Raw genomic sequence first — 18,772 nt, 5'->3', positions numbered from 1 at the left:
GCGTCTCAACGCTTTTATGAAGGCCCCGGGTTGATCCCGGGGCCTTCGTGCGTCCTGGGTCAGCGCGGCGCAGCGGACGAGTTGCGTACGACGAGAGCGGATGCTGCGACGATGTGCTCTACGTCGGCGTCGGGATGTTCCAGCTGGCGCAGCAGGAGGTCGACCGCCTGCGTTCCCTGCTCGCGCGGCTGCTGCCGGATCGTCGTGAGGGCGAACATCTCGGCGTGCTGATGGTCGTCGATGCCGACGACGCTCAGTTCGGTCGGCACGGCGATGCCCAGACGGCGCGCGGCGATGATCGCGCTGATCGCCGTCTCATCGCACACGCCCACCACAGCAGTGGGGCGGGTGCGCCGATTGCCCAGCAGGTCGACCGCGCTCTGGTACCCGCTGGGCATGTCGCTCGCCGCCGGACTCACGCTGATGTGATCGCTGAGCCCCGCGGCATCCATCGCCTCGCGATAGCCGTGCAGACGGCGCACATCTCCGAAGCCCGCACGCGCGTCGTCGTCCGCCGCACCGATGAACGCGATCGCGGTATGGCCGAGATCGATCAGATGCTCAGTCGCGATGCGCGCGGCGGCGGCGTCGTCGATCGACACCGAGCTCGTGCCGGGATGGTAGGCGCCGACACTCACCAGCGGACGCTCGAGCCGGGACAACCGATCCAGCTCGTGACTGTGCGGCTGGATCCCCGCGGCGATGATGCCGTCGAACCGCCGTCGCGGGAGCACCACATCGAAGACGCGATCTCTGGCGGATGAGCCGTCGGGGATGCAGTAGAGCGCGAGGTCGTAGTCGTGTGCCAGCAGGGCGTCCTGCACGCCGGTGAGCAATTCCGAGAAGTACCAGCGCCCGATCGTCGGCACGACCGCGCCGATCGTGAGCGTGCGGCCCGTCGCCAGGCTCGTCGCCGAGGAATGAGCGACGTACGAGAGATCGCGCGCGGCCAGCGACACCAGCGCCCTTGTTTCGTCGGAGACGTATCCGCGTCCGCTCAGCGCGCGGCTGGCGGTGGCCTTGGAGACGCCGGCTCGAGCCGCGACATCCGCGATCGTGCTCATGCATCCTCCTCGATGTGCGAGCGCGAACCGGCAGGCGCCCGTGCACATCGTAGTCCGAGTCGACCGCGAAGGGAACCGGTTCCAGGTCTGGCCGAAGGGAGCGCTCCCATCCGTCGTGGCCGTCTGCGCCCAAAGGTTGTCAGCTTGTGATCTCCGCCCATTGTGCCGGGCGGGTCTGGCCAGTAGGTTTGGCCTGGAATCGGTTCCCGATCCGCTCGCCCCTGGGCAGCGGCACGCATGGGGACGTGGACTCGAAGAGGAGAAATCACATGGGACTGTCACAGCGTAATCGGCGTCTCGCGCCGCTCGCCCTGATCGGGGCCGCGGGCATCGCGTTAGCCGGATGTGGGGCTCCCGGCGCGCCGGAAGGTGGGGGCGACGGAGGCGACGGCGGGGGCAACACGGTCACGATCTACGGCACCATCGTCGACGCCGAAGCAGAACTCCTGCAGGAGTCATGGGCGGACTGGGCCGAAGAGAACGACATCGAGATCAAGTACGAGGGCAGCCAGGACTTCGAGACGCAGCTCGGCACCCGTGCACAGGGCGGCAACCCTCCGGACATCGCGATCTTCCCGCAGCCGGGTCTGTTCGCCGACTTCGCGTCGCGCGACTTCCTGAAGCCGGCACCGGAAGAGGTGAAGAACAACGCGAACGAGTACTGGACCGAGGACTGGGTGAACTACGGCACGTATGAGGACACGTTCTACGGCGCGCCGCTGATGGCCAATGTCAAGGGCTGGATCTGGTACTCCCCGGCGAAGTTCGCCGAGTGGGGAGTCGAGGTTCCGGAGACGCTCGGAGACATGGCGGCGTTGACCGAAAAGATCCAGGCAGCGACCGGTACGCCGGCATGGTGCGCCGGCTTCGAATCCGGCACGGCGACCGGCTGGCCCGGCACGGACTGGATCGAGGACTACGTGCTGCGACAGGCCGGTCCCGACGTCTACGACCAGTGGGTCACCAACGAGGTGCCCTTCACCGACCCGCAGATCAAGGCAGCGTTCGACTCGGTGGGCCAGGTCCTCCTCAACCCGGCCAACGTCAACGCGGGTTTCGGTGACGTCCGCTCGATCAACTCGACCGCTTTCGGCGATGTCGCGCCCAAGGTCGCCGACGGCTCGTGCGCACTCACGCACCAGGCATCGTTCCTCTCCGGCTTCTTCCCGGAGGGTACGAACATCGCCGAGGACGGCGACGTCTGGGCCTTCATGCTCCCGGGGGAGAGCACGGACGAGAAGGCTGTGACCGGTGCAGGTGAGATCGTCGGTGCCTTCAGCGACAGCGAGGCCACGCAGAAGGTGCTGGCGTACCTCTCCAGCCCTGAGTGGGCGAACAGCCGAGTGAGCCTCGGCGGTGTCACATCGGCGAACAACGGGCTGGAGCCCGACGCGGCGCAGGACCCGATCCTTCAGGAGACCATCAAGATCCTGCAGGACCCTGACACCACGTTCCGCTTCGACGCCAGCGACCTGATGCCGGGTGCTGTCGGTGCCGGTACGTTCTGGAAGGGCATGGTCGCGTGGGTCAACGGCGATTCGACAGATGCCGTCCTCGAGCAGATCGAGACGGGCTGGCCGGCAGGCTGATCCGACTCAAGGCGGGTCGCCCTCGGGCGGCCCGCCTCTCAGATCCATGCAACGGTGCATGGACCGCTGGTGATCTGCATTCTGTCGTAAAGGGGACTCCGTGACCGCGATCGATTTCTTCCAATGGATCGGCGCGCTGCCGCCGGTTCTGCAGGCGGTGACCGTCGTCATCGCCTTCGGGGTGGTGGTGGCCCTCATCCTTCTTCTCGTCGACATCGCTCCTCGGACTGGGACGAAGTACACCTTCATCCGACTCGCGATGTGTCTGCTCATCCCGCTCGCCGTGATGTGGTTCTTCCGCTCGTACTACTGGGCGATGGGTGTCGCAGTGGTGGTCGGCGCGGTGTTCTTCCTGCTCGACTACCGGTCGAAGTCCGGCAAGGGGTACCTGATCCAGCTCGTCGCTTTCATGGCGCCGGCGTTCCTGCTGCTGCTGGTGGGACTGGTCCTGCCGTCCCTGCAGACGATGGTGGCCTCGTTCATGAACTCCTCGGGGAAGACGTTCGTCGGGCTCGCGAACTACACCTGGATCTTCGGCCAGCCCGACGGCATCCGGGTCGTGGTCAACACGATCGTCTGGGTGCTGATCGTGCCGACGGTGTCGACCATCGTCGGACTCGCGTACGCCGTGTTCATCGACCGCACCCGGGGAGAGAAGATCTACAAGGTCCTCGTCTTCATGCCGATGGCGATCTCGTTCGTCGGCGCCGGCATCATCTGGCGGTTCATGTACGAATACCGCGGCCCGCAGTACGAGCAGATCGGTCTGCTCAATCAGATCCTGGTCTGGTTCGGGGGAGAGCCGCAGCAGTTCCTGCTCAACCCGCCGTGGAACACGCTGTTCCTCATCGTCGTGCTGATCTGGGTGCAGACCGGATTCGCGATGGTCATCCTGTCCGCCTCGATCAAGGGCGTGCCGATGGAACTGCTGGAGGCGGCCGAGCTCGATGGCGCGAACGCCTGGCAGCGATTCATCTCGGTCACCGTCCCGGCCATCCGCCCCGCTCTCATCGTGGTGCTGACGACGATCTCGATCGCCTCGCTGAAGGTCTTCGACATCGTCCGCACCATGACAGCCGGTAACTACGAGACGTCGGTGCTCGCCAACGAGATGTACACGCAGTTCTCGAAGTTCGAGGCCGGGCGCAGTGCGGCGCTCGCCGTGATCCTGTTCATCCTGGTGCTGCCGATCGTCATCTACAACGCACGCCAGATCCAGAAGCAGCGGGAGATCCGATGAGCGACACGATGAAGTCCAACGCCATGAAGACCTCCACACCCACCAGTACGCGCGCGATCACCACCGGCGGCAGACTGGATGCCTCGGCCGGGCGTACACGCAAGAAGCTGTCGCGGCCCTGGGCGTCCGTCGCATCCATCGTCATCGCGGTGCTGTGGACGGTACCGACGCTGGGACTGTTCATCTCGTCGTTCCGCCCGCGAGATCAGATCCTCACCAGCGGCTGGTGGGAGTTCTTCCTGAATCCTCAGGTCACCGGTGAGAACTATGTCGACGTGCTGCAGTCGGGCACGACGCAGCTGACGATGATCGAATCGTTCGTCAACTCGATCGCGATCACGATCCCGGCCACGATCGTCCCGCTCATGATCGCCTCCATGGCTGCGTACGCATTCGCATGGATCGACTTCAAGGGGCGCAACTTCCTCTTCATCTTCATCTTCGCGCTGCAGATCGTGCCCATCCAGATGGCGCTCGTCCCGTTGTTGAGCACGTTCTCGCGTGGACTGAGTCTGTTCGGCCTGCAGATCACCCTGCCGCTCGGGGCCTCGGGCGGTTACGCCCAGGTCTGGTTCGCGCACTCGATGTTCGCATTGCCGCTGGCGATCTACCTGCTGCACAACTTCATGTCGGAGATCCCCGGCGAGATCATCGAGGCTGCGCGCGTCGATGGCGCATCGCGCGGACAGATCTTCTTCCGGATCGTGCTGCCGCTGACCATGCCCGCGATCGCTTCGGTGGCGATCTTCCAGTTCCTATGGGTGTGGAACGACCTGCTCGTGGCGTTGGTGTTCGCCGACGGGGGAGCAGCTCCGATCACGAAGCTGCTGGCTGAGATCACCGGAACGCGCGGGAACGACTGGCATCTGCTGACCGCCGGCGCGTTCGTGTCGATCATCGTGCCGCTGATCGTGTTCTTCGCTCTGCAACGCTACTTCGTGCGAGGCCTGCTGGCAGGTTCCACGAAGGGGTAACACAACCGTCCGCGCGTGATCCTGGCCGTACCCTGGGATCATGAACTATGCCGAGCACATCGCCGACCTCGTCGGTGACACCCCTCTCGTGAAGCTTCAGCATGTCACCGAGGGCGTGGAGTGCACGGTGCTGGTGAAGCTCGAGTACCTGAATCCCGGTGGCTCGGCCAAGGACCGCATCGCCAAACGCATCATCGACGCGGCCGAGGCTTCAGGTGAGTTGCGCCCCGGCGGCACGATCATCGAGCCGACGAGCGGCAACACCGGCGTCGGCCTCGCCCTGGTCGCGCAGCAGCGGGGATACAAGTGCATATTCGTGCTGCCGGACAAGGTCGGCGAGGACAAGATCGACGTGCTGCGCGCATACGGCGCCGAGATCGTGATGACGCCGACGTCGGTGGCGCCCGACAGCCCGGAGTCGTACTACAGCGTCAGCGACAGGCTCGTGCAGGAGATCGACGGAGCTTTCAAACCGAACCAGTACGAGAACCCGAACGGTCCGCGCAGCCACTACGAGACCACGGGTCCCGAGATCTGGCGCGACACCGACGGCACGATCACGCACTTCGTCGCCGGCGTCGGCACCGGTGGCACGATCAGCGGCACAGGCCGGTTCCTGCGAGAGGTGTCAGAGGACCGCGTGCGCATCATCGGTGTGGACCCCGAGGGCAGTGTGTATTCGGGCGGCACCGGTCGCCCGTATCTCGTGGAGGGTGTGGGCGAGGACATCTGGCCCGGCTCCTACGACCCCGCCGTTCCCCATGCGATCGTCGCGGTCGACGATGCGGAGTCGTTCGCGATGACCCGCCGCCTTGCTCGAGAAGAGGCGATCCTCGTCGGCGGATCGAGCGGCATGGCTGTCGTCGGCGCACTGCGTGTGGCGAGGACTCTGCCGGCGGATGCCGTGATGGTGGTGCTGCTGCCCGATGGTGGACGCGGCTATCTGTCGAAGATCTTCAACGACTCCTGGATGCGCTCATACGGTTTCAGCGATGTCGAGCTGGGGGAGACGGTTGCAGACGTGCTCGACGCGCGCACCGCGCTTCGAAAGGGACAGCACGCTGTCCCCGATCTCGTGCACGCCCACCCGAGCGACACCGTGCTCGACGCCATCCGCATGATGACCGAGTTCGACGTGTCTCAGCTCGTCGTGCTCAGCGCGGAGCCGCCCGTCATGATGGGCGAGGTCGTCGGCACTGTCGACGAACGCGGACTGCTGGATCTGCTCTTCCGCGGCGAGGCGAAGCCGACCGATGCCGTCGCCGCTCATGTCGGTGCGCGGATGCCGCTCGTGGGCATCCATGCACCGGTCGAGCAGGCGCGCGCTGCGCTCGCCGACGCCGACGCGCTTCTGGTGACGATCGACGGCAAACCGCACACCTTGCTCACCCGCCAGGACCTGCTCGCCTATCTAGCGCGCTGATCCTGGGCTGCCGGGGTCACCCGGCGTAACAGGAGCGGATGCCACGGCAGGGGCGGACGTAGGCTGAGACCATGTCAGATCATGCCTTCGCCACCCGTGCCATCCACGCAGGCCAAGCGCCTGACCCGCTGACCGGGGCGATCATCCCGCCGATCTACCAGGCGTCCACGCACGTGCAGGACGGTATCGGCGGCTTCCGCGAGGGCTATGAGTACAACCGGGCGGGCAACCCCACCCGCAGCGCGCTCGAGACACAGCTCGCCGCACTCGAGGGCGGCGCGAGCGCCCTGTCGTTCGCATCGGGTCTCGCCGCCGAGGACGCACTGCTGCGCGGCATCGTGAAGCCGGGTGATCATGTGCTGCTCGGCAACGACGTCTACGGCGGCACGTACCGGCTGCTCACCAAGGTGCTCGCGCCATGGGGCGTCGAGACCACGACCGTCGAGCTCGGTGACGCCGATGAGATCCGCCAGGCGCTGCGTCCTGAGACCAAGATCGTCTGGCTCGAGACGCCCAGCAACCCTCTGCTCAAGATCGTCGACATCGCGGCGACCGCCGAGATCGCGCATGCGGCCGGAGCCGTCGTCGTGGTCGACAACACCTTCGCCTCGCCGGCGTTGCAGCGACCGCTCGCGCTCGGCGCCGACCTCGTCGTGCACTCCACCACGAAGTACCTCGGCGGGCACTCCGACGTGCTCGGGGGTGCTGTCGTGTTCGGCGATGATCGCTTCTACGACCAGGTGAAGTTCCAGCAGTTCGCGGTCGGTGCGGTCTCCGCACCTCTGGATGCCTGGCTCACGACCCGCGGCATCAAGACGCTCGCGGTGCGGGTGCGCCAGCACAGCGAGAACGCACAGGCCATCGCCGAGTGGGCCGCTGCGCGCCCGGAGTTCGAGACGGTGTTCTATCCCGGGCTGGCCTCGCACCCCGGTCACGAGATCGCCGCACGCCAGATGAGCGGATTCGGCGGGATGCTGTCGCTCGCGCTCGCCGCGGGTCCGGATGCCGCCCGCGCATTCGCCGAGTCGACCGAGCTGTTCCAGCTCGCGGAATCGCTGGGCGGCGTCGAATCGCTGATCGGTTACCCGCCGGACATGACGCACGCCTCGGTGCGCGGCACCGCCCTCGCCGTGCCGGAGAATGTCGTGCGGCTGTCGGTCGGCATCGAAGACGTGGCGGACCTCATCGCCGATCTCGAACAGGGGCTGGCCCGCGTCAGCGTCTGAGCGGCTCTCCTGTCCGGAGACGGACGCGAGTAGCATTGAGGGATCTTGAACGATTCATCGCCGTCTGACATCCCCACTCCCGATTCCGAACGCACGCCGACCGGCAGCATCCGCGCGATCACCGGTACGATCCGCACGAGCACGCCCACTGGCGCGATCCGCGTGCTCGGACCGAACCCGGCGACAGCGCCGATCATGCTGCATCCAGGGGATGCGATCTCGCATCGTCGTCGGGTGCTGTACATCATCCTGCTCGGCGCTCTCACGGCCCTCGGGCCGTTTACGATCGACCTGTATCTGCCCGCGTTCCCCGTGCTGGAATCCGACTTCCAGACGACTTCGGCGGCGATCCAGCTCACGCTCACCGGCACGATGATCGGCTTCGCCGTCGGTCAGCTCGTCGTCGGCCCGCTTTCGGACAAGGTCGGTCGGCGCATCCCGCTGATCGCGGTGACGGCACTGCACGTGCTCGCCAGCGTGGCCGCGGCAGTCGCTCCTGACCTGCTGCTGCTCGGGGGCGCACGTGTCGTCATGGGCATCGGCGCGGCGGCAGGAGGCGTGGTCGCGATGGCGGTGGTGCGCGACCTGTTCGGCGGTCGTCGACTAGTGGTGATGCTGTCCAGGCTCGCGTTGGTCTCCGGCGTCGCACCGGTGGTGGCACCGCTGATCGGATCGTGGCTGCTCGGAGTGATGCCGTGGCGCGGCATCTTCATCGTCCTCGCCGCATACGGCACGGTCATGTTCCTGGCCGCTCTGATGTTCATCCCCGAGACCCTGCCCAGGGAGCGACGGCAGGAACGCGGAAGCACCACGATCTGGCAGCGCTACCGCAGCGTCCTCAGCGATCGGGTCTTCCTCGGCGTGCTCGTGATCGGCGGCATGACCTTCTCCGGCCTGTTCTCGTACCTCTCGGCCTCGCCCTTCCTCTTCCAGGAGACGCATGGTCTGAATGCCCAGGAGTACGGCTGGCTGTTCGCCGTCAATTCGGTCGGTGTGGTGCTCGGCGTGCAGGCCGCGTCGCGGCTCGCCGCACGATTCGGCCCGCAGTGGGTTCTTGCGTTCTCGACGGCTGTGCTGATGCTCAGCGGCACCGCGATCATCGTCTGCGACCAGCTTGGACTGGGCTTCTGGGGCACCGTCATCCCGCTGTTCGTGTTCATGACCGCGTGCGGCTTCTCGTTCCCGTGCGTGCAGGTGCTCGCGCTCGATCGTCATGGCAAGGCGGCAGGAACTGCGGCGTCGATCCTCGGCGCGAGCAACAACGGGATCGCCGCGATCATCTCGCCGGTCGTCGGACTCGTCTCCGCGGGCGCCATCACGGCGACCACGATGGCCTCGGTCATGGTCGGCTGCGCCGTGGTCGGCACGCTTGCGCTCTGGCTGATCGTGCGTCCCCGCACGGTCGGCATGCTCACGCCGTAGCAGTCTCTGCGTCGCATGAGTGAGAATGGTCGGATGACTCGACGACCCGTGCTGCTCTGGTGGGGCATCGGCGCTCTGCTCGCTGCAATGGCGTTGGGAGCATCGATGACGGCGCCCGGCCCTGACCTTCCCTCGGCGATCGACCGCGGCTGGAACCAGCTGATGATCGACATCCAGAGCCCGGCGATGGTGCAATTCGGGCAGATCATGAACGTCGTCGGAGGCGGGTGGATCGCGACATATCTGGTTCCACTAGTGGTTCTGGCCGCCCTTGTTCTCACGCGGCGGTGGCGGGCTGCGGTGTTCGTGGCGGTGTCGTTGCTGGCGAGCGTCGCGGTGGTGCAACTGCTCAAGCTCCTCTTCGGCCGCTCCCGCCCTGAAGAGATGCTCGTGCTCTCCGACTACGGTTCATTCCCCTCGGGGCATACAGCGAATGCCGCGACTATCGCGGTGATCGCCGTGCTGCTGATTCCGCGCGTGTGGGTGCTGCTGCTCGGCGTGCTCTGGGCTCTCACGATGGCCTTCTCCCGTACTCTGCTCTCGGTGCACTGGCTGACCGACACCATCGGCGGGATGCTCGTGGGCGCCGGCACAGTGCTGATCGTCGGAGCGATCATGTTGCCATGGGTGCGAGCGCGGAGCGGCGCAGCGCCCTCGACATCCGGGTCAGAAGACACCCCGACATCATGAGGAGCCTGTTGTGACCAGCATCCGTTCGTATCGACCCGAAGACCGCTCGGCGATGTTCGACATCTGCCTGAAGACCGCGAAGGCCGGCACGGACGCCACCGGCGTCTTCAGCGACGACGACCTCTGGGGGCTGCTGTTCGCAGTGCCGTACGTCGAACGGCATCCGGATCTCGCGTGGATCGTCGAGGCTGACGACGGCCGAGCGATCGGCTACATCGTCGCGACGGATGACACCGACGAATTCGAGCGGTGGTTCCGCGATGAGTGGTGGCCCCAGTTCGCAGCACGCTTCCCTCGACCGGAGAATCCGGAGAGTCCGGAAGAGAAGATGATCGAGTACGGGTATCGGCGGGGGCCGGGACAGAATCCGAACACAGGCCACTACCCGGCACATCTGCACATCGATCTGCTGCCGGAGACGCAGGGGCAGGGCCTCGGGCGCCGGCTGATCGAAACGCTGTTCGCAGAGCTCCGCCGGCGCGGTGTGAAAGGTCTGCACCTCGGCATGGACCCTGCGAACAAAGGCGCGGCAGCGTTCTATGAGCGACTCGGAATGGAGCGTCTGCCCGCTGAGGCCGGCGGGCAGAGCTATGGGGAACGCTTCACCACGGGGGAGTAGAAGCCGGAGTGGCTCTGAATCCCCAGCTCACGATAAACACCTGAGGGGCTCCGCTGATGCGGAGCCCCTCAGGTGTTTGGCGGTGACGGCGGGATTCGAACCCGCGGTTGCTTGCACAACACACGCTTTCCAAGCGTGCTCCTTCGGCCGCTCGGACACGTCACCAAGGAACAACCTCAACAGTCTATCCGATCGCTGAAGCCGCCTGCGCCAGCCGCTGTCAGCGCCATAGGGTGAGGGAGACACCGTGATCGACTCGCACAGGGAGAACGCGTGAACGAGCTTCCGCACCGCAGGCGCTGGATGCTGCAGATGCAGCAGCCGCTGCCGCCGGCGACGGTGTTCGATCGGACGACATTCCTCGTCGGAACGGCGGCCGCGGTCTGGATGGCTGTCATCATCGCGATCCAAGGGGTGCGCACCCCCTGGGCGCTGGTCTGGTTCATCCCGATCTGGGCGATCACTGCGTATCTCGTGCTTCCGCGGCTGCATCGGATGCTCTCCGACCTCTACGTGCCGGACTACTTCTTCGGGCGTACCCGCACCGCCGACGGGTTGCTCGGCGACCCGGTGAACCTCGGTGTGGACGGCTCGGGTGCTCAGCTCGACCATGTCATGACCACTGCCGGATGGCATCGTGCTGACGAGATCACGGCGGTGTCGACGTGGCGCATCATCGCATCGACCCTCACCCGGCGCAGTTACGCCACTGCGCCGGTGTCGCCGCTCATGCTGTTCGGCCGGCGGCACGACGTCGCGTATCAGCAGGAGGTGGAGGGCAATCCGAAGCAGCGCCACCACGTGCGCTTCTGGCACAGCCCGCCCGGCTGGCTGCTGCCCGGCGGCGCGCATGCCGATTGGCTGGGAGCGGCGACCTACGACACGGATGTGGGTCTGTCGCTGTTCACCCTGCAGGTCACGCATCGCATCGATCAGAACACCGATGTCGAACGCGACCATGTGGTCACGACAGCGCAGAGTGCGGACAGTGAGGTCACTGTGCGCCTTCTTCGAGATTTCACGACCGGATACCATTCGCGCAACGGCGGTGGCGACCGGTTCGTGACCGATGGCAACCTCCCCATCGTCGACGTCTCCCGCACCGTGCCGCCTGAGCCCGTGGCCGTGGTGCAGCCCGAATCGGGGACCGCGCGTCAGATCGCTCGAGCTCCGCTGTCGGTGATCACCGCTGTGATGCTCATCGCTCTCGTCACCGTCATCCAATTGGTCGACGTGCTGACCGACGGAACCTTCTGGCAGCTGCTCGCCGACTCGGAACCGGACGAGCTGGTGCTGATCATCGTCGTCGCCGGGGTGTTCGGATCGTTCATGATCTGGCAGCTCATAATGGCCTGGCTCGTACTGCGTCGCGGCCGCAGATCTCGCGCGGTGCTGATAGTGCTCGTCGCGTTGCAGATCCTCTTCATGGCGATCGACTATCTGGACGGCAGTGCCACGCTCGGCCTGGACTGGACTCTGCTCACGGCATCCGTCCAGGCCATCACGCTGCTGTGCCTGTCGAGCGAGTCCGCCGGCGCATGGGCGCGCAGACGCCGCTAGATCGCAGCCCGCGTAAAATCGCAGGGTGGCCACACCCAAGATCGTCCTCTTCTATGCGTTCGCGCCGCTCGCCGACCCCGAGGCGATCCGCCTGTGGCAGCGCGACCTCGGCGCGGCGCTGGGACTGCGCGGTCGGTTGCTCATCTCGAAAGACGGCGTCAACGGCACGCTCGGCGGCGATCTTCCTGCGCTCAAGAAGTGGGCGCGTTCATTCCGTTCCTACCCGGCGTTCAAAGACGTCGACATCAAGTGGAGCGAGGGCACCGGACTCGATGACGCAGGGCTCAGCGTGGACTTCCCCAAACTCAGTGTCAAAGTGCGCGATGAGATCGTGTCCTTCGGCGCGCCGGGGGAGCTGCAGGTCGATGAGCACGGAGTCGTCGGCGGTGGCACGAGGCTGAGCCCGGATGAACTGCACGACCTCGTGCAGTCACGTGATGACGTCGTGTTCTTCGATGGCCGCAACGCGCTCGAGGCGGAGATCGGCCGCTTCCGCGGTGCGGTCGTTCCCGACACCGAGACGACCCGTGATTTCGTTCAGCTGCTGGACTCGGGGGCCTACGACGATCTCAAGGGCAAGCCCGTCGTCACGTACTGCACCGGCGGGATCCGCTGCGAGGTGCTGTCGAGTCTCATGACCGCACGGGGCTTCGGCGAGGTGTACCAACTCGAGGGCGGCATCGTCCGGTACGGGGAACGCTTCGGCGACGACGGACTGTGGGACGGGTCGCTCTACGTCTTCGACAAGCGCGGCTCGGTCGATTTCAGCGATCACACCACTGTGATCGGCACGTGCGTCGGATGCGGCGCCCCGACCAAGCGCACGGCGAACTGCCCGGATGCCGCTTGCCGCAGCCAGTTCGTCGTATGCGACGGCTGCGACGCCGTGGCGTGCGATGAGCACGCGACGGCGCCGGCGTGATTCATGAGCAGACCGGCATGCAATCAGGAGTGGACCGCGACGCGCGATGTGTCGACGGTGAGCAGCGAGAGCGGCAGCAATAGTGCCGCAGCGCGGGAGCGCGCATCGACGTGGCGACGCAGATCGACGCTGACCCTGGCGAGCGCAGGTGTCAGGTCGACGGCATCGTCGGTGCCCGCAGCGTAGCTCGCGCGCTCCACGGCGTCGACCAGCGAACGCACCGCCTCCGGATCCGCACCGCGTTCGATGAGTCCGGTGCCCCGCGCGCGCGGTGAGTCCGCATCCGACACCGGCAGGCGCAGATCGATCAGCGTGGCACGAAGCTCGCGCCACACGGTCACGGCGTCGCCGGCGCGCGCACGTGAGCGGCGCCACCCCCGGACGATCATCCTGATCAACGCCGGAAGCGCCAGCACGAGCAGCACCCCCGCGGTGCCGAGCATCACCGGTACCGGGTTCAGCCGTTGCAGTGAGCCGCCGCCGGAGGCGGACGAGTCATCCAGCTCGTCGTCGAGCTCAGGTCCGCTCGAGGAGGCCGTCGACGGTGCCGCACTCGGCGCCGGAGTCGCCGGTCCGGAGGTCGAACCGCCCTCGTCGGCCGCTGGCTCGAACCCCGTCGGCACCCCGAGTGAGGCCGTCGGCTCGAACGGCACCCAGCCGATGCCCTCGAAGCGCACCTCCGGCCACGCATGCAGCTGGTCGCTGCTGACGACGTAGACGAACTCATCGCCGCGTTTCTCGTCGGCGAGCCGTCCCGGAAGATAGCCGACCACGATTCGCACGGGGAGATCGAGTGACTGCGCCATCAACGCGAAGGCCCCGGCGAAGTGGATGCAGTAGCCAGACCGCACCTCGAGGAAGTCTGCGATCGCGTCTGCGCCGGTTCCGTCGAAGCCCCCATCCACCGGAGCGTCCAGCGAGTAGGAGAACTCCGAGCGGAACCACGCCTGCAGCGCGATCATACGGTCGTAGTCGTTCTCGGCGCCGGCCGTCACCTCGCGCGCCGTCTCGGCGATCACCTCCGGAAGATCCTCCTGGCCGGACGCGTCATCGGGATCGAGAGAGGCTGCGGAGGCGCGGATCTGCTCGAGCGTCGGCTGCACTGTGGCGGCCGTCACCGTGTAGTCCTCGCCCGCCGCGTCGCGGGACTCAGAGACCACGGTGCGATTGGTCGGCATGATCTCCCATCCTGACGACACTCCGGCGACTTTCGTCGCCGGATACGGCACAGGCAGCCAGGAGCTCGAGACGCCGACGACGCGAATCGACGTGCGCTGCTCGGCGGTGGCGACATCGCCTGACCATTCGCCTTCACCGAAGCCGTCCGAGAGGGACTGGGTCTCTCCTTCGTCCGCGTGCCACACTCGCCCGTCGAACCCCGACAGCGTTGCGATTCGCAGATAAGGAGCTGTCGCAGCGGTGGTGGCCAGCGTGATGGCGTCAGTGGGCACCGGGCGACGCAGATCGTCACCGAGCCGCAGCGACGGATTGAGCTCCACCGCAGTACCCGAGCCGACCCAGCTGGCAGAGACGGGCAGGGTCGGCGTGATGACGAGGGCGGTGACGATCGCGGCGGAGCCGACGCCGAGCGCGACGCCGACCGAAGCGCGGCGTGGACCTCGGCGGTCGTGACGCGTGCTGTGCCGCAGCAGGAACAGCGTGAGGATCGCCAGCATCACGAACCAGGGGATGTTGGCATCGCCGAATGAGATGATCATCGGCAGCGCGCCCACCGCCGTGACCAGGATCGTGGCGAGCAGCGCGATCCGCTGGGCGATCAGGTGATCCAGAAGGATCATGATCACCGCGAACCCGGTCGCGATCATCGTGCGGATCGCAGGGGTGTCGTCCAGCGGCGCCGTGCCGAACTGCACCTGTTCGAACGCCTGAGCGGCGAGCGGGGGCAGCGCGCGCAGCGTCGAGCCGGTCGGGATGACGCCGAGCACTGCTCCCTGCGGCAACAGGAGCAGGGTGAGGGCGAAGATCGCGACGATCACCTGGGCGAGCAGAGTCCAGGCCTCCTTTCCGCGGCGGCGGGCGCACAGGTAGCGCGTCGCGGCGCCGGTGGCCGCGACGACGATGATGATGACGACGCTCACGATCGACCAGGTTCCCGCCGCGATGACGGAGGTGTACGGCCACAGCGCGACGAAACCCGCGCAGGCAGTGAGCACGGCGATCGCCAGCGTGCGTTCTCGGCTCTCGGCAGCAGCGACAGCATCGGCCCAGGGTGCGCGACGCTGCTCAGCGCTGGACATGACCGCCTCCCGTCGCCATGCGAGCGGGGAGGGCGTCTTCCCACGCTGCACCGATGTCATCCCTCAGCGGTGCGGACGACCAGCCGAGTCGCGCAGCCGCCTCGGCTGCGCCGGGGAGGGGGTCTGTCATGAGCAGGATGGGGGCGGAGGCGCCGCCGTGGCGCAGCAGTGCAGCGTCCTCTTCGTCGAGGTGTCCGGTGATCAGTACCAACGGGCCGGGAGGCGTGCCGTCGAACAGCGAGACGATGTCACGGGCTTCGCCCTGCGGCCTGACCATCGCCAGCGCCACGAGCAGTCCGTCACGATCGTCCTCATGCCCGCGCAGCCGACCGAGCACCGTTCCCGCCGAGTCGAGGACATCGACGCCGTAGCCCTCCTGCACCAGGTGGAGCGCGACCGAGGCGCACGCCGAGACGGCGGTCTCGAAGGCGACGTCGGCGGTGGGGCCCTGGCGTTCCCATCGTCTGGCGGTGCGGTCGAGCACCACCAGCGCATCGGGGCTGGACTCCTCCTCCTCCTGGCGCACCATGAGATCACCGCGGTGCGCTGTCGCCCGCCAGTGGATGCGGCGCATCGAATCGCCGGAGACATAGAACCGCGGCGACAGATTGTCGCTGCCCTGCCCGAGCCTGGTGGATGACGTGTGCGCGGTGCCGCCGGCCGCACCGATGTTCGAACTGAGCGGAGCGAGCGGCACGACTTCCGGGACGACGGTGACCGTGCGGGTCTCGCCGAACTCCTGCTGGCGCTGCGCGAACCCGAACGGGTCGATCGTGTGCAGCGTCAGTGGGCCCACCGCCCACACGCCGCGGCGCACGCCGGTGATCGCGTAGCGGATGCTGGTGCCGTTGTCGGTAGGGAACTCTCCGGTGGCGTCACCGGAGACCGCCGGAGGCAGTTGGTCGTGCCAGATGCCGTGCGGAATGCGCAGGGCGCGCAGATCGAAGCGCACGGCCACTTGGGACTCCTCGCCGACAGTGAGGAGGTCGGTCGAGATGCGCCGTGTGACCGGCCCGCTGCGTCGAGGGATGTGGACGACGAGGACTGCGAAGAGGACGAGCAGGAAGAGCAGCAGTGCGACATAGAGCAGGATGGGCGCTGCCAGCAGGTTGGCAGCGATCACCAACAGCAGACCGGCCAGCAGCGCGCCCGCACCCCGGCCGGTGAGAGCTCGGCGTCGACGCACGGCCGTGCTCATGTCAGAGTCTGGCGGCCAAGGGAACGCGTACGCGTTCCACGATCTGAGCGAGCGCCGCCTCCACGGGCTGGGCACCCGCACGGTGCACCCCGCGGGCGGGGAGCAGACGATGGGCGAAGACGGGCACCAGCAGCGCGGTGAGATCGTCGGGGATCACGAACTCCCGTCCGTCAAGGGCCGCCCACACCTTGGCGGCGCGCACCAGCTGGAGCGTTGCTCGCGGGCTGGCGCCCAGATGCAGGCTCGGATCGGTGCGGGTGGCCTGCGAGAGCGCGACGGCGTACTCCTCGACGGCCGGAGAGACATGTACCGCACGCGCGAAGCCGATCAGCCGACGGATCGAGCGCGCGTCCGCGACAGGGGTGATCGCGGAGAGCGGATTGACGCTGTCGCGCTGGCGGAGCATGAGGGCCTCAGCCGCGGCATCCGGGTAGCCCATCGAGATGCGCATCATGAAGCGGTCGCGTTGAGCCTCCGGAAGCGCGTAAGTGCCTTCCATCTCGAGCGGGTTCTGAGCGGCGACCACGAGGAACGGGTCGGGCAGCCGGTGCGTGCGACCGTCGACCGTGACCTGTCCCTCCTCCATGGCCTCGAGCAGAGCGGACTGGGTCTTGGGGGAAGAGCGGTTGATCTCGTCGGCGATCACGATCTGCGCGAACACCGCACCCGGCTTGAATTCGAACTCGCGGTCGACAGGGTTGTACACCGAGACGCCGGTGACATCGCCGGGCAGCAGGTCCGGGGTGAACTGGATACGGCGCACTGTGGCGTCGACGCTCGCCGCGATAGCCCTGGCGAGCATCGTCTTGCCGACGCCGGGGACATCCTCGATGAGCAGATGCCCCTCGGCCAGCATGCAGGCCAGGGCGCTGCGCACGGCGTCCGGCTTTCCGTCGATCACTTCACCGACGGAGGTCAGGATGGCGGACGTCTGCGCGCGGAAATCTGCGGCCGTGATCCCGGGTTCGGTGTCGTGCATGCGTTCCCTCTCGCCCCGGCGCTTCTGTGCGCGTGAATTGATCGTAACCCGCATGGGTGCGGTCTGCTCCGGGGATGTCTCCATTCCCTGTTCGGCGTGGTTCGTGACTCCGCCGAAGGCCGGGTAGACTGTTCGAGGCTCTCCGCGTGGCAGCATCCAGGCCAATTCCCCCAGGACGGAAACGTAGCAAGGGTAACCGGGCTCTGCTGGGTGCGCGGAGGGTCATTTCTTTTCCCCGGCTCTTTCGCACAGCGACCTTCTGTTCAGCTTCTCCTGCGAGGATCGTGGTGTGAGCACTCCCGCCAGTTCTGCGCGTTCGGGCGCACTCGTGCGCTTCGCATCGCCGGTCGCACTCGTGGCGGTGATGTGGGTGATCCAGCTCCTCGACGTCATCCTTCCCGGATCCTTCACCGGATTCGGCCTGCGGTCCTGGGACCTCGGCAGCCTTCAAGGCCTCCTGCTCGGACCACTGCTGCACTCGGGCTGGCCGCATCTGATCGCCAACACGCTTCCATTGCTCGTGCTGGGCTGCCTGATCGCCGTCGAAGGCGCGGGGCGGTTCTGGATGGTCACTGCCATCACGGCCTTCGTCGGCGGCGTCGGCACCTGGCTGCTCAACGCGCCCGGCACTCTCACCGTCGGCGCGTCTGTGCTGGTCTTCGGCTACTTCGCCTACGTCGTCGTGCGGGTCTTCTCGCCACGACCGATCGCGCACCGCATCGCGCACGCCCTCATCGCCGTGATAGTGCTCGTGCTGTACGGCGGGTCGATGCTCACCGGCATAGTGGGCGTGGGCCCAGGGGTGTCTTGGCAGGCGCACCTGTTCGGTGCGATCGGCGGTGGCGTCGCCGCGCTCGCAGGAGCGCGGGGTCCGCGCGGTCAGGGAGGGCGCAGCGCGTGACCCCGCGTTCGCGCGGTACCGCGGTCGGGAAGGCGCGTCATGTCAGCTCGAACGCGCGGGCCCGGCAGCGCACGAAGAAGCGGAAGACGAGACGCCGGCTGCCCAGCAGAAGCGCGGCGGCCGGTTCACGGCTTCGGCGCAGTGCGCGGCCCCTCATCCTGACGCTCGGCGCGCTCACCCTCGCTGCCATCCTCATCGTGCTCCTGCCGATGGCGACCTCACGCGACCCTGTTGCGGTGTGCGTGGACACTCCGCAGGCGCTTCCTGCCGACGGCGTGGAGGGCTGGCAGGGGGAGCAGCTGGAGAACGCGGCGATCATCATGCGCACCGCGACGGAGCAGGGGTTCGCCCGCGACGGCCAGATCCTCGGCATCATGGCGGCCATGGGCGAGAGCAGCCTGCACAACATCGACTACGGCGACTGGGAGACATCCGGATTCACCAATCCGGATGGCACCCGCACCACCAGCATCGGTCTGTTCCAGCAGCAGGAGTGGTGGGGCAGCGTCGAGGCCAGGATGGATCCGGCGGCGTCGGCCGCGCTCTTCTACGGACGTCTCGTCGGGCTCGCCGGGTGGCAGGACATGGAGCCCTCGTACGCGATCCATCGCGTGCAGGTCAACTCCGATCCGAACCACTACGCCCGATTCGGGGACGACGCCGCAGCGATCGTCGACGCGCTTTCAGGGCCCTGCCCGGCGTAGGGT

The 18,772-nt window shown here is 67.0% G+C and carries 16 protein-coding genes, 1 tRNA gene and 1 other RNA gene; 13 read left to right on the top strand and 5 right to left on the bottom strand.

The annotated features are described in order from the left end of the window. Nucleotides 1–59: 59 nt before the first annotated feature. Nucleotides 60–1,064 carry a LacI family DNA-binding transcriptional regulator gene (locus QFZ46_RS03145; protein ID WP_307358209.1) on the bottom strand — a complete coding sequence of 335 codons (1,005 nt, stop codon included), beginning with the start codon at nucleotides 1,062–1,064 and terminating at the stop codon, nucleotides 60–62. Nucleotides 1,065–1,333: 269 nt separating this feature from the next. Between QFZ46_RS03145 and QFZ46_RS03140 the strand changes: the two genes are divergently transcribed. The 8 genes from QFZ46_RS03140 to QFZ46_RS03105 all read left to right on the top strand — a co-directional run bounded on the left by QFZ46_RS03140 (nucleotide 1,334) and on the right by QFZ46_RS03105 (nucleotide 10,247). Continuing rightward, nucleotides 1,334–2,653: an ABC transporter substrate-binding protein gene (locus QFZ46_RS03140; RefSeq protein WP_307358206.1), complete on the top strand. Its 1,320-nt coding sequence runs from the start codon at nucleotides 1,334–1,336 to the stop codon at nucleotides 2,651–2,653. A gap of 100 nt (nucleotides 2,654–2,753) precedes the next feature. After that, entirely contained in the window at nucleotides 2,754–3,893 is a 1,140-nt protein-coding gene (locus QFZ46_RS03135) for a carbohydrate ABC transporter permease (RefSeq protein ID WP_307358204.1), read from the top strand. Further along, nucleotides 3,890–4,867, top strand: a complete 978-nt coding sequence (locus QFZ46_RS03130) for a carbohydrate ABC transporter permease (protein ID WP_307358199.1) — start codon at nucleotides 3,890–3,892, stop codon at nucleotides 4,865–4,867. Before QFZ46_RS03135 ends, QFZ46_RS03130 begins: the two co-directional genes overlap by 4 nt. Before the next feature lie 40 nt (nucleotides 4,868–4,907). Further along, nucleotides 4,908–6,290, top strand: coding sequence for a cystathionine beta-synthase (locus QFZ46_RS03125; RefSeq protein WP_307358196.1), 1,383 nt, complete (start codon nucleotides 4,908–4,910; stop codon nucleotides 6,288–6,290). 71 nt (nucleotides 6,291–6,361) lie between these two features. Then, on the top strand, nucleotides 6,362–7,516 hold the full coding sequence (locus QFZ46_RS03120) for a cystathionine gamma-synthase (RefSeq protein ID WP_307358193.1): 1,155 nt from the start codon (nucleotides 6,362–6,364) through the stop codon (nucleotides 7,514–7,516). A 195-nt stretch (nucleotides 7,517–7,711) separates the two neighbouring features. Beyond that, nucleotides 7,712–8,938: a multidrug effflux MFS transporter gene (locus tag QFZ46_RS03115; RefSeq protein ID WP_307364490.1), complete on the top strand. Its 1,227-nt coding sequence runs from the start codon at nucleotides 7,712–7,714 to the stop codon at nucleotides 8,936–8,938. 33 nt (nucleotides 8,939–8,971) lie between these two features. Next, nucleotides 8,972–9,628, top strand: a complete 657-nt coding sequence (locus QFZ46_RS03110; protein ID WP_307358190.1) for a phosphatase PAP2 family protein — start codon at nucleotides 8,972–8,974, stop codon at nucleotides 9,626–9,628. A gap of 10 nt (nucleotides 9,629–9,638) precedes the next feature. Continuing rightward, complete coding sequence (locus tag QFZ46_RS03105; RefSeq protein WP_307358188.1) at nucleotides 9,639–10,247, top strand: GNAT family N-acetyltransferase; 609 nt, start codon at nucleotides 9,639–9,641, stop codon at nucleotides 10,245–10,247. Between the two features lie 77 nt (nucleotides 10,248–10,324). Here the strand turns inward: QFZ46_RS03105 and QFZ46_RS03100 are convergent. Further along, nucleotides 10,325–10,412: transfer RNA gene (locus QFZ46_RS03100), tRNA-Ser, on the bottom strand. A 108-nt stretch (nucleotides 10,413–10,520) separates the two neighbouring features. On the opposite strand from QFZ46_RS03100, the gene QFZ46_RS03095 reads away from it, so the two are divergent. Further along, nucleotides 10,521–11,807 (top strand): LssY C-terminal domain-containing protein, encoded by a 1,287-nt coding sequence (locus QFZ46_RS03095; protein WP_307358185.1) that lies wholly within the window; start codon nucleotides 10,521–10,523, stop codon nucleotides 11,805–11,807. A gap of 25 nt (nucleotides 11,808–11,832) precedes the next feature. After that, nucleotides 11,833–12,729: an oxygen-dependent tRNA uridine(34) hydroxylase TrhO gene (gene trhO / locus QFZ46_RS03090; RefSeq protein WP_307358182.1), complete on the top strand. Its 897-nt coding sequence runs from the start codon at nucleotides 11,833–11,835 to the stop codon at nucleotides 12,727–12,729. Nucleotides 12,730–12,752: 23 nt separating this feature from the next. Here the strand turns inward: trhO and QFZ46_RS03085 are convergent, their stop codons facing one another. The 3 genes from QFZ46_RS03085 to QFZ46_RS03075 are packed head-to-tail and all read right to left on the bottom strand — an operon-like array spanning nucleotide 12,753 to nucleotide 17,164. After that, nucleotides 12,753–14,987, bottom strand: a complete 2,235-nt coding sequence (locus tag QFZ46_RS03085) for a transglutaminase family protein (RefSeq protein ID WP_307358180.1) — start codon at nucleotides 14,985–14,987, stop codon at nucleotides 12,753–12,755. Then, nucleotides 14,974–16,185 carry a DUF58 domain-containing protein gene (locus QFZ46_RS03080; RefSeq protein WP_307358177.1) on the bottom strand — a complete coding sequence of 404 codons (1,212 nt, stop codon included), beginning with the start codon at nucleotides 16,183–16,185 and terminating at the stop codon, nucleotides 14,974–14,976. The genes QFZ46_RS03085 and QFZ46_RS03080 overlap by 14 nt, the downstream gene beginning before the upstream one ends. Before the next feature lies 1 nt (nucleotide 16,186). Next, nucleotides 16,187–17,164 carry an AAA family ATPase gene (locus tag QFZ46_RS03075; RefSeq protein ID WP_307358174.1) on the bottom strand — a complete coding sequence of 326 codons (978 nt, stop codon included), beginning with the start codon at nucleotides 17,162–17,164 and terminating at the stop codon, nucleotides 16,187–16,189. Nucleotides 17,165–17,297: 133 nt separating this feature from the next. Between QFZ46_RS03075 and ffs the strand changes: the two genes are divergently transcribed. The 3 genes from ffs to QFZ46_RS03060 all read left to right on the top strand — a co-directional run bounded on the left by ffs (nucleotide 17,298) and on the right by QFZ46_RS03060 (nucleotide 18,769). Then, an RNA gene (gene ffs, locus QFZ46_RS03070) (signal recognition particle sRNA small type) lies at nucleotides 17,298–17,394 on the top strand. A 59-nt stretch (nucleotides 17,395–17,453) separates the two neighbouring features. Then, entirely contained in the window at nucleotides 17,454–18,065 is a 612-nt protein-coding gene (locus QFZ46_RS03065; RefSeq protein ID WP_307358170.1) for a rhomboid family intramembrane serine protease, read from the top strand. Further along, nucleotides 18,062–18,769: a hypothetical protein gene (locus QFZ46_RS03060; protein WP_307358167.1), complete on the top strand. Its 708-nt coding sequence runs from the start codon at nucleotides 18,062–18,064 to the stop codon at nucleotides 18,767–18,769. Before QFZ46_RS03065 ends, QFZ46_RS03060 begins: the two co-directional genes overlap by 4 nt. The last annotated feature ends 3 nt before the right edge of the window (nucleotides 18,770–18,772 follow it).

The organism is Microbacterium murale, from assembly GCF_030815955.1.
Classification (GTDB): domain Bacteria; phylum Actinomycetota; class Actinomycetes; order Actinomycetales; family Microbacteriaceae; genus Microbacterium; species Microbacterium murale_A.
This window is presented reverse-complemented; position numbering and strand designations above follow the sequence as displayed.

Coding starts and splice junctions, on each gene's coding strand:
- QFZ46_RS03145 (WP_307358209.1), bottom strand. CDS start 1,064: ATGAGCACGATCGCGGATGTCGCGGCTCGAGCCGGCGTCTCCAAGGCC.
- QFZ46_RS03140 (WP_307358206.1), top strand. CDS start 1,334: ATGGGACTGTCACAGCGTAATCGGCGTCTCGCGCCGCTCGCCCTGATC.
- QFZ46_RS03130 (WP_307358199.1), top strand. CDS start 3,890: ATGAGCGACACGATGAAGTCCAACGCCATGAAGACCTCCACACCCACC.
- QFZ46_RS03125 (WP_307358196.1), top strand. CDS start 4,908: ATGAACTATGCCGAGCACATCGCCGACCTCGTCGGTGACACCCCTCTC.
- QFZ46_RS03120 (WP_307358193.1), top strand. CDS start 6,362: ATGTCAGATCATGCCTTCGCCACCCGTGCCATCCACGCAGGCCAAGCG.
- QFZ46_RS03115 (WP_307364490.1), top strand. CDS start 7,712: ATGCTGCATCCAGGGGATGCGATCTCGCATCGTCGTCGGGTGCTGTAC.
- QFZ46_RS03110 (WP_307358190.1), top strand. CDS start 8,972: ATGACTCGACGACCCGTGCTGCTCTGGTGGGGCATCGGCGCTCTGCTC.
- QFZ46_RS03085 (WP_307358180.1), bottom strand. CDS start 14,987: ATGTCCAGCGCTGAGCAGCGTCGCGCACCCTGGGCCGATGCTGTCGCT.
- QFZ46_RS03080 (WP_307358177.1), bottom strand. CDS start 16,185: ATGAGCACGGCCGTGCGTCGACGCCGAGCTCTCACCGGCCGGGGTGCG.
- QFZ46_RS03075 (WP_307358174.1), bottom strand. CDS start 17,164: ATGCACGACACCGAACCCGGGATCACGGCCGCAGATTTCCGCGCGCAG.